The sequence below is a fragment of the Candidatus Epulonipiscium viviparus genome (assembly GCF_000171335.1).
In the GTDB taxonomy this organism is placed as follows: domain Bacteria; phylum Bacillota; class Clostridia; order Lachnospirales; family Cellulosilyticaceae; genus Epulonipiscioides; species Epulonipiscioides viviparus.
In genome coordinates this window covers 1-10,000 of the sequence record NZ_ABEQ01000069.3, presented here as the reverse complement: position 1 = coordinate 10,000, position 10,000 = coordinate 1, and the positions used below count along the sequence as shown (strand labels likewise).

The window sequence follows — 10,000 nt, the reverse complement described above, 5'->3', positions numbered from 1 at the left end:
AGTCAACCAAAGCAATTATGTAGAAATGCAAGATATTAAGTTTAGGTTTAATGGCGAGAGGCTAAAAAAGCTTCTCGTTATTTTTTTTGAATCTTATTTATTATTTAAGTTTAATTTGCATATATATATACTAAGATTCATTATACATCTAAAACATATTTTGACTAATTTTTCATATAATGAATTATGACAAGCAATAAATACATATTAAGGAGAGTCTAAAAAATGAGAAAAAATTTTAAGGTATTGGCTCTGGGAGCATTATTATTTTTACCACTTACTCATACTGCAGCGACAGAGTTGAGTCGAGAAGCTACAACTGTTAGCGAGTGGATTTCTCACCCGGCTATTGTAGGTGGAAGCATACGGTTTGATCGTCGCACTGGCACAATAGTAGAAGCGGATGCTACTGTTACTATTATGAACATTCCAGAACGGATTGACGGAGTGCTTGTAACAGCAATAGGAGATTATGCATTTTATCAAAATAAAAATTTGATAGCAGTAACAATACCAGATACAGTGACGACGATTGGTCATGGAGCATTTTCTGGGTGCGAAAATCTCACAACAGCAGTAATATCTACAGGTGTACGAGTTATAGAAGATGAGGCATTTTATTATTGCAGTAATTTGTCATATATGAGCATTCCGCCTAGTGTCGAACACATCGGAAATAGTGCGTTCGCGTATTGTAGCAAGTTACCTAATATAACAATACCAGCAAGTGTAAATATAATAGGAAACAGCGCATTCAATAATTGTGATAGCCTAACAACAGTGGCTATATTAAATAATGTAACGTCGATAGGGGACTGGGCTTTTAACAACTGCGATCAATTGGCAACGGTTAGCATACCCACAAGTGTAGTATATTTAGGTAAAGATGTTTTTTACAGTAATTTAAAAATGGTGTACTATGAAGGAATTAGAGAACAGTGGGAATCGTTAAATTCSGGAATTACAAAAGCTGCCATTATATACAAGAGCAATATGGATTTGCTAAATAAGTGGATAGAAGTGGACGGAATAGAAGGCGGAAAAATTCAATTTGACGAAAAAACAGGAACTATAAAAGTTGTAGAGGCATCGGTAGTTGTTGCAGAAATTCCAGAATACATAAATGGAGTTGCTGTCACGGCAATTGGGGACGGCGCATTTGCTGATTGCGACAAGCTCACCAAAATAACAATGCCAGCAAAACTGTCATATATTGGAGAYTTTGCGTTTTATAGCTGCGATAGTTTAAAGACAATAGCAATTCCAGAAAATGTTRCCGAAATAAATTATAATACATTTGGATATATGCCAAGCCTAGAACAGATTATAATACCAAGTAGTGTAATGCTGATAGATCCTATGAGTTTGGTATACAATACAAATTTGACTACGATTTATTATGGAGGAACAAAAGTAACTTGGGAAGCATTGGGACCAGTTTTAACCCAAAAAGCAATGGTGGTCTATGAAAGCGAAGGACCAGCTTCAGACGAGGTTTGGTATACCTCAAACGAAATTCCAGGAATCGAAAGTGGAAGAATTCAATTTGATGCGTTAACAGGAACGATAACAGCGGCCGAGGAAGTTACKGTTGCCAATATTCCGGAATCTATAAATGGAACGCCGGTTGTAGCTATTGCAGAAGATGCTTTCAGACAGTTAGATACTTTAACAAAATTGACGTTGCCTAAAACTATTACTTTTATTGGAAATTGGGCATTCAGCGATTGTGTAAATTTAACTGAAATTATACTCCCAGAAGGGCTAAAATCGATAGGAGACAATGCTTTTGTAAATTGTGTTAGTCTGAAAAAAATAACTATTCCAAAGAGTGTGGAAACAATAGGGAATTTTGCGTTTTTTGGCTGCTCAAGTTTGGCAACAGCAACGGTTTTGGATGGAGTGCAAAAAATAGGTAATCTAGCATTTTTCGATTGCATTAGTCTAACGTCAATAATTTTGCCTCAGACGATAACTTTTATTGCAGCAGATGCTTTTAAGGGATGTAATAGTTTAAAAATTATATATTTTGGAGGCACTGATCAGGAATGGGAAGATTTGAATGTAGATGTTTTAGAAGGAACGACAGTGCTTTAAGTATAGTTTAAGGAACATTAAAAATACATATCGATATGTTATTATTTTGTTGCGGAACGATTTTTTATATGAAATCGAAATATATTATATTTTGAAGGGAGCTAGTCTGTGAATAAAAAATTTTTGACGATTGCAGTAATGATGACAATGGTAGCGGTCACAATGCCATCTTATGCATCAGATTGGATAGAAGTCGCTGGAATAGAAGGAGGTAAAATCAAATTTAATTCGGAGACAGGAACGATAACAGCTGCTGAGGACACTGTAACAAGGGCATTTATTCCTGCAGAGATACATGGCGTGCCAGTTCAGGCTATTGGCAAAGAGGCGTTTGATAACATAAATGAATTGCGTGTAGTTGCAATGCCAGATTCCATTACGTATATTGGGGAAGGTGCCTTCAACAGTTGCGATGGATTAGAAGCGTTGGCATTATCTGCTGGGTTGGAAGCGATAGATGCTATGGCATTTGGATCATGCGATGAATTGAAATCGCTGAATATACCAGACAGCGTTAGAGAGATTGGTGTGGGTGCATTTTTCGATTGCGAGGGAATTACCACGCTAACYATTCCAGGAACTGTAGAGAAAATTTATAATTATGCATTCAAAACTTGTGATAGTTTGCAAACGGTAACATTAATGCCGGGAGTTGAGGAGATGAGTGCGACGGCATTTGACGACTGCGATCGATTGCATACTGCCAATATTCCAGAAAGTGTAAATTATATCAACCTATTTGCTTTTAATGATACAGTTTTATCTAGGATCAATTATGAAGGCTCGGAAGATTTTTTAGATAGCTTGAAACTCCATCTGCCCAAAAATATTTTTACGTATAACAATAATATAGAAGAGCTGGCGAACTGGGTATATGTGGATGGCGTCGAGGAGGGAAGGATTCAATTTGATCCAGCAACGGGCACAATAATTGATGCAGAAAGCACCGTTACTATTGCTACAATTCCAGCTTCAATCAACAATGTAGCCGTTGTAGCGATAGGCGAAAATGCATTCGCAAGTTGCGATAGCCTACTAGAAGTGACGATACCAGATTCTGTTGCAGAGATAGGCAACTTCGCCTTTTTTGATTGTAAAAATCTGGCTGCAGCAATAGTGGTGCCAGAGAGTGTGGAGAAGATAGGGTACGGTGCATTCAGCTATAATCCAAGCTTAAAATCTGTGGCGATTGCAGAAGAAACAGATGTAAATTCAACGGCTTTTTTCAATACACCAGCAGTTCGCGTTATGTATTATGATGACAGAGATTTTGAACGTACTAGTTTTTTGGGTGAATGATATGATGTTTGATAGAATAAGCATAGTACGATAGAAAAATTATTTTTTTGGGGGTACAAAATGGAGATTACGATGATTTACATTTTATTTATTCTATCTTATTTTCTTAAGGATATGTTGCTAGTATTTTTGATTAGCAAAATAATGTCGCTTAAAGTGGGTTGGGCATCGGTTGGCTTGATGTCGTTTTCAATTGCAGTGTATGTTGGAATTTCAGCTTTTACATTGTCAATGTCACCAGTGATTACATATAGTATGTTAATTATACTTTATGCAGTATTAGTATTTTCGGCATTYGAAGGAAGTATAGTTTTAAAGTTGAGTTGCGTATTTATAGCGATGACCAATCTGATGGCGGCGACCATAATTGTGGGAGCTGTTGTGGCATTGGTATCAAATTATACTATTTATGATATTGTAAATACTCATTTGCTATTAACAGGAATTAGATGGATAATTGTGGGATTGAGCTGCGTAGAAATGATTGTAATTTTACGAATGATTAAACCCAAATTTTTGAAGGCATTGGGTAAGTATACGTATAGATTAAATATTTTATATATGATAGTATCGTTTCTACTACTTGCTGTGATTATTAATTCGATATTTTTTACAGCAAAGATTGATCTAACAGTATTTTTTGTACAACAGCTAGGATTTGGAATTTGCATAATGGGAATTTTATATGCGATGTTATTTATGATGATAGGATATGAGATTTTGGAGGATAAACGACTCAAAATTACAACAAATCTTGAAAAACAATACAAGTCGATGGTGGTCAACAATGCGATGATGTCATTAGAAATTAATTGCAGCACGGCAACTGTTATTAGCTATAGCAACAAAGGGGAGCTGCAAACAGAGTTAGCAGGTATTCCATATGGCAACTTTATGGCATTCTTTGCCACAAATCATATCTATAAGGATGATAGAAAAAGCGTGGGGATGGCAACCAGTATTCCGTATATGATGGACATGTACAAAAAGGGTATCCGTGAATATAAATATGAGTATAGACTTCTCGAAAATGGTGAATATAATTGGCATAGAGCCTATACATCATTGGCAGATTGCAAAGGGGAGATTATAGCCATTACAACGATAGAAAATATTCAACCATACAAAAATTTAACATTGACTGCGGAGGTGGAGCCGGTTACAGAATTGTATAATAAAGAGTCGACACAGATGCTCGTTTCTAGCTTGTTACAAAATTATTCAGAAGGCATAATGTTTATGATCGACTTAGATAACTTTAAGACTGTTAATGACAACTTAGGTCACAGCGTAGGCGACAGAGCGCTAAAAGATGTTGCAGCGAAATTGACGCAAAGTTTTGAAGATGCAGATGTTATAGGACGCATCGGAGGAGATGAGTTTATTGTATATTTTAAGACTGCAAACATTAATATCAGCGAACGTGCCCAAGATATATGCGAAAAAATTACACAGACGTATTCGAAAGACAATGTAAATATTACAATTTCAGCAAGCATAGGAATAGCCATTGCAAATGAGAAAATGATGGATTTTCAGGAGATATGTCACTATGCTGATGTCGCCTTATATCAGTCAAAAAAATTAGGCAAAAATACTTTCACTGTCTACAAACACAAACTTAGTGAAGCGGCTGTTGAGAGCAAATTCTTCTTTGAAGAAATATAGTTATTGAATACTATTTTTACGAAACTCGCGGGGGGTGCATTTGGCCTCCTTTTTAAATACCTTGCTAAAGTAGTTATAATCTCCAATGCCGACTTTTGTTGCAATGATAGCTATGGGCAAGTCTGTGTTCGATAGCAAGTGTTTGGCCATTTGTATGCGCAGCTGCGATACGTGTTTCATGATGCTAAGTCCATAGAGCTCGTTGGTGATTTTATAAAATGTAGTTTTTTGGTAATTAAATTCGCGGCATAGCATGTTGACGTCAATATCTTCTGCCACATTATCCAATATAAATCTATCCAACTTATACGCAAAGGTATTTTTGTTGGCAACGACTTTTTCGTTTTGATACAAATAGCAGGTCATAAGCTGCAACATATTAAATGCAGATGCAACCTGCTTTTTACTTAATCTTTGCTTGGTGGGGTAGACCCTTTTGAGTTCCTGCAAATCTACGGTTTTTCCTTTCAAATATTCTGCAATRGCAGCCCATTCATCCGATTTTGATCCACTTTCATAAATTTGGCCAGTCATAACATATCCGATAATTCCGTGAGTTGTTTTGATAGGCACGATCATTTCTGTCATGCCCATGTGGCATTTATAACAAAGACTTTCGCCGCTTTKTTTACTGTGATAAAAGGCAACGCAATCTGATTGCTTACATATGTTTTGAAGTTCTTCATCTGCTCGAACTAATTTGCAAAAAGTTGAGAGGCGATTTGGATACGCCAAAATTTCTTGAAACTCCGCATCAAATAATGCGATGCGAAATCCCGTCAAATTATAAAAATCTACTAATATATTTTCTGTCTCTTGATAATTAAAAATTAATTCCATAGCTTCTCCTAATATTGCGAACAAATTTACTATTATATGAACTATACTATATATTAATCGAGCCAAAAATTCAATATAATAAAGGAAAAAATTGAGCGAGGTGATGCTGTTGTTTATTGCAGGGATAGACATTGGAACAACCGGAAGCAAGTGTACTGTGTACAAAGATAATATGTATGTTGCAGAAGTATATAAAGAGTATGCCGTTTCGATTACAAAAGATGCGCACACTGTCGATGTAAATTTGATATGGAACACAGTTGCTGCCATACTGAAAGAAATTGCTATTATAGTACCTAATATAGCGGCGATATGTGTAACATCATTTGGTGAAGCGAGTGTATTGCTAGATGCTAATGATGAGCCTTTAACACCCGCATATTTATTTACAGATCCTAATGCAGAAGAGGAATGTCAAGCAATCGTGGCAGCGTTGGGTGAGGATTTTATATATGAAGCGACGGGTTTGGTTGCAGGAAAAATGTATAGCGTTTCGAAGTGGCTGTGGATCCAAAAGACTAATCCTGCCGTGTGGCATCAGTGCAAAAAGATAGCTTTAATAGAGGATTATATTGTCTACAAGCTGTCTGGAATTCATCAAATCGATTATTCGCTGGCAACCAGAACTATGGCATTTGATATTCGAAGTCTGTCATGGAAYRCTGAAATTTTAAATTTTACTGCAATACCAGAGGCGCTGCTGCCAAAGGTTGTGCCTACCGGAACTATTGCAGGCGAGATGCTAGATGCTGTTGCCGCGGGGTTTGAGAATAGACCATTGGTAGTTTCTGGATGCCATGATCAGGTTGCAGCGGCGATTGGAACTGGAGTGCTGCGGGATCAGATGGCGGTGGATGGAACTGGAACTGTGGAATGTATTACTGCGACATTCAAAAAAGGTGTCAACCTCAAAATGTTACAAGCTGGTGGGTATGCGATAGTGCCATATATTGACGATTTATATATCACATATGCATTTTCATATACAGGAGGTGCGTTGCTAAAGTGGTATAGAAATCAATTTGCGCCGCTAGAAGATTACGAAAAATTTAATCTAGGTGTTGACAACGATCATCCATCGGGGTTGCTAATACTTCCGCATTTCGCAGGTGCAGGGACTCCRTATATGAATCCAGAAGCACGCGGGGCAATCGTGGGGTTGTCTCTAGAAACTACAAAAGAGCAAATCTATCAAGCTCTGATGGAAGGCGTAACATATGAAATGCGATTGAATCTCGATAAGTTTGCGGCAGCTGGTGCAAAAATTAACCAGATATATGCAACRGGAGGTGGCGCATCTTCTAAAGAGTGGCTCAAAATAAAGGCAGATATCATGGAAACAGAAATATTAACCATAACTTCAATGCAGTCTGGAACTTTGGGATGYATCATGTTRGCTGGTGTTGCTTGTGGAATATATGCGGATTTGCATGATGCCGCAGATAAACTTATAGAGGTGAAGGCAACTTATGCTCCAAATGCTGTTCGAGCTTTAGAATATCAAAGTTTATATCAAGAGTATAAACAGTTGTATCCAAAACTTTATCTATAGAAAAGGAGAATGATTATGAGGTTTGCGTTATTTTTTGGAAATAGAGGCTTTATGCCTGCAGAACTTTTGCTAGATGCCAGAACAGAAATGGCAGAAGCTGTTACAAAAGCTGGATTTGAGTATATTATGATGGATGAAGATGCGACGCGATTTGGTGCAGTAGAAACTCGCGATGAAGGTAGGTTATATGCAAAGTGGTTAGAGGAAAATCGTGGAAATTTTGACGGAATCATTTTGTGTATGCCAATATTTATTGATGAAAATGGTGCGATCACAGCTTTAGAAAAGGCTGGAGTGCCAATATTAATGCAAGCCTATCCCGATGAAATTGGCAAACTAGATTTTGCTCACAGACGCGATGCCTTTTGCGGAAAGTTTAGCGTAACAGATGTATTTGAACAATATAGAACTCCGTACACAGTCTTTCAACCGCATGTAGTTCATCCGCTCTCCAAAGTATTTGCAGAAAATTTAAGAGACTTTGCGGCAGTTTGCCGAGTTGTTGCTGGAATGAAATCGTTTAATGTAGGTTGTATTGGTGCCAGAACTACTGCGTTTAAAACTGTAAGATTTGATGAGCTAACTGCGCAAAGATATGGAATCAATATTGAATCATTCGACTTATCAGAGCTGATTTTTAAGGTACAAAATAAAGCGAACGACGATGCCGCTGTAGTTGCCAAACGAAATGTTCTGCTAAACTATACCAACTGCCACAATGTGCCCGAAGAAAATTTAAATAACCTAGCCAAAACAGGTGTTGTGTTAGATGAATATATAGCAGCATATAAGTTGGATGCGCTTACCCTACGTTGCTGGAATGAAATGGAAGATATTTTGCACATTTGCCCTTGTGTATTGCTAGGAGAGTTGAACGATCGCGGAATTATTGCATCTTGCGAGATGGACTTGTGCTCGGCAATAACAATGAGAGCAATGCATCTGGCATCATTGAACGCAACGGCGTGCCTAGACTGGAACAACAACTATGGCGATGCCGTAGAYAARGTCATCCTATTCCATTGCGGGCCAGTGCCTCAAAGTTTGATGGCAGGAAAAGGTGAAGTAACAGACCACAAAATGATTGCAAAGACAGATCCAGGACATGGATGGGGATCAAATGAAGGCAGAATTCGTAACTTCCCTATGACATTTTCTAACTGCAAGATGGAGGATGGCAAGATATATATCTACTTCAGTGAAGGAGAATTTACTGAAGATGTAATAGAAGATGGCTACTTTGGATGCGCAGGGGTGGCGGCCATTGAAAATTTAGAAAACAAATTAAATAAGCTTGCTAGAAACGGATTTAAACACCACACGACTGTGGGAGAAGGGCATATGAAGAAAGTGCTAGAAGAGGCTTTCAAGTACTACCTAAAGTATGAGATTATTGATATAGACTAAATTGTCACTAATGACGGAATGGAGTTTAAAATGTTAGTTACCATGAAAGAAGTTTTGAAAATTGCAGAAGAGCGAAATATTGCCGTTGGGTCATTTAACACTCCAAATTTGGAGAATATTATAGCGGTGCTGGAGGTTGCGACTCGACATAATGTACCGGTAATATTGATGCATGCGGAGGTRCATGAGGAAGTTGTGCCTATTAGATATATTGCGCCAGTGATGATTGCACTTGCAAAGGCAGCAGCTATCCCGGTATGTGTTCACTTGGATCATTGCGAAACATTGGAGTATTTAGAAAAGTCGCTAGAGCTTGGCTTTACGTCCGTTATGTATGATGGCTCCTTGCTACCATATGATRAGAACGTAGCAAATACGAAGGCTGCCGTTGCCATTGCCAAAAAATACGGTGCCAGTGTAGAAGCGGAGATAGGAATCTTAGGTGGTCGTGAGGCAGGTTCTTCTGATACCAGAAAAGTGGAGGATATGTATACCGACCCAGACTTGGCAGTCAAGTTTGTTCTAGAAACGGGCATCGATGCGTTGGCAGCTTCTTTTGGTACAGCACATGGATTCTATGCTTCCGCACCAAAGTTGGATTTCGAGCGCATCGAGAAAATTAATCAGATGGTGGATGTGCCTCTCGTTATGCATGGAGGATCTGGCGTTAGCCCCGAAGACTATCTCAGAGCGATAGATTTGGGAATCCGCAAGATCAATTATTATTCATATATGGCAAAAGCGGGAACAGAAGGTGTAAAGAGATATTTGGCGGAGCATCCCGATGTAATGTTTTATCACGAGCTAGTTAACGCAGCCATTGCTGATATGACTGAAAATGTGGAGAAGGCTATTGCAGTATTCTCAAAAAATGCTTAAGGCGAAAAAGGAGACGATCTTATGAATAAATCTAAAGTAGCGATGATGACAGCGGTGAAAACTTTTGAAATACAAGAGTATAATATTCCGGCGGTTGGTGACGATGAAATGCTAATTCGTGTAGAAGGATGCGGWGTATGYGGMACYGATGTTCATGAATATAAAGCTGATCCGTTTGGGTGTTTGCCAATCATATTAGGGCACGAGGGAACTGGCGAAATTGTAAAAATTGGTAAAAATATCAAAGAAGATACAGTG

At 38.1% G+C, this 10,000-nt stretch carries 9 protein-coding genes (1 of these 9 cut by a window edge); 8 read left to right on the top strand and 1 reads right to left on the bottom strand.

The genetic code is table 11. From position 1 onward, the window contains the following. From EPU_RS09530 to EPU_RS09515, 4 genes are all read left to right on the top strand, one after another. Window positions 1-39: the 3' portion of a Gfo/Idh/MocA family protein gene (locus tag EPU_RS09530; RefSeq protein ID WP_010168811.1), read on the top strand. Its footprint begins 1,050 nt before the window's first position; the window shows 39 of its 1,089 coding nt (coding positions 1,051-1,089); the start codon falls outside the window, past its left edge; the stop codon is at window positions 37-39. Window positions 40-225: 186 nt separating this feature from the next. Further along, window positions 226-2,097 (top strand): leucine-rich repeat domain-containing protein, encoded by a 1,872-nt coding sequence (locus EPU_RS09525; RefSeq protein ID WP_029488318.1) that lies wholly within the window; start codon window positions 226-228, stop codon window positions 2,095-2,097. A 108-nt stretch (window positions 2,098-2,205) separates the two neighbouring features. Further along, window positions 2,206-3,396, top strand: coding sequence for a leucine-rich repeat domain-containing protein (locus EPU_RS09520; protein ID WP_010168807.1), 1,191 nt, complete (start codon window positions 2,206-2,208; stop codon window positions 3,394-3,396). 72 nt (window positions 3,397-3,468) lie between these two features. Further along, window positions 3,469-5,064 (top strand): GGDEF domain-containing protein, encoded by a 1,596-nt coding sequence (locus EPU_RS09515; RefSeq protein WP_198006416.1) that lies wholly within the window; start codon window positions 3,469-3,471, stop codon window positions 5,062-5,064. Here EPU_RS09515 and EPU_RS09510 read toward each other — a convergent pair whose 3' ends face one another. Further along, entirely contained in the window at window positions 5,065-5,904 is an 840-nt protein-coding gene (locus EPU_RS09510; protein ID WP_010168803.1) for a PocR ligand-binding domain-containing protein, read from the bottom strand. It lies immediately after the preceding gene. A gap of 109 nt (window positions 5,905-6,013) precedes the next feature. On the opposite strand from EPU_RS09510, the gene EPU_RS09505 reads away from it, so the two are divergent. The 4 genes from EPU_RS09505 to EPU_RS12200 form a co-directional block, all read left to right on the top strand. After that, the gene (locus EPU_RS09505; RefSeq protein WP_029488316.1) at window positions 6,014-7,456 is read left to right on the top strand and encodes an FGGY-family carbohydrate kinase; all 1,443 of its coding nucleotides are present in this window, start codon (window positions 6,014-6,016) and stop codon (window positions 7,454-7,456) included. 15 nt (window positions 7,457-7,471) lie between these two features. After that, window positions 7,472-8,863 (top strand): L-fucose/L-arabinose isomerase family protein, encoded by a 1,392-nt coding sequence (locus EPU_RS09500; protein WP_029488315.1) that lies wholly within the window; start codon window positions 7,472-7,474, stop codon window positions 8,861-8,863. Window positions 8,864-8,893: 30 nt separating this feature from the next. After that, a complete protein-coding gene (locus EPU_RS09495) occupies window positions 8,894-9,742 on the top strand; it encodes a class II fructose-bisphosphate aldolase (protein ID WP_010168797.1) in 849 nt (282 codons plus the stop codon). Between the two features lie 21 nt (window positions 9,743-9,763). Continuing rightward, the coding region (locus EPU_RS12200; protein ID WP_044149998.1) for an alcohol dehydrogenase catalytic domain-containing protein at window positions 9,764-10,000 on the top strand (237 nt) is incomplete at its 3' end.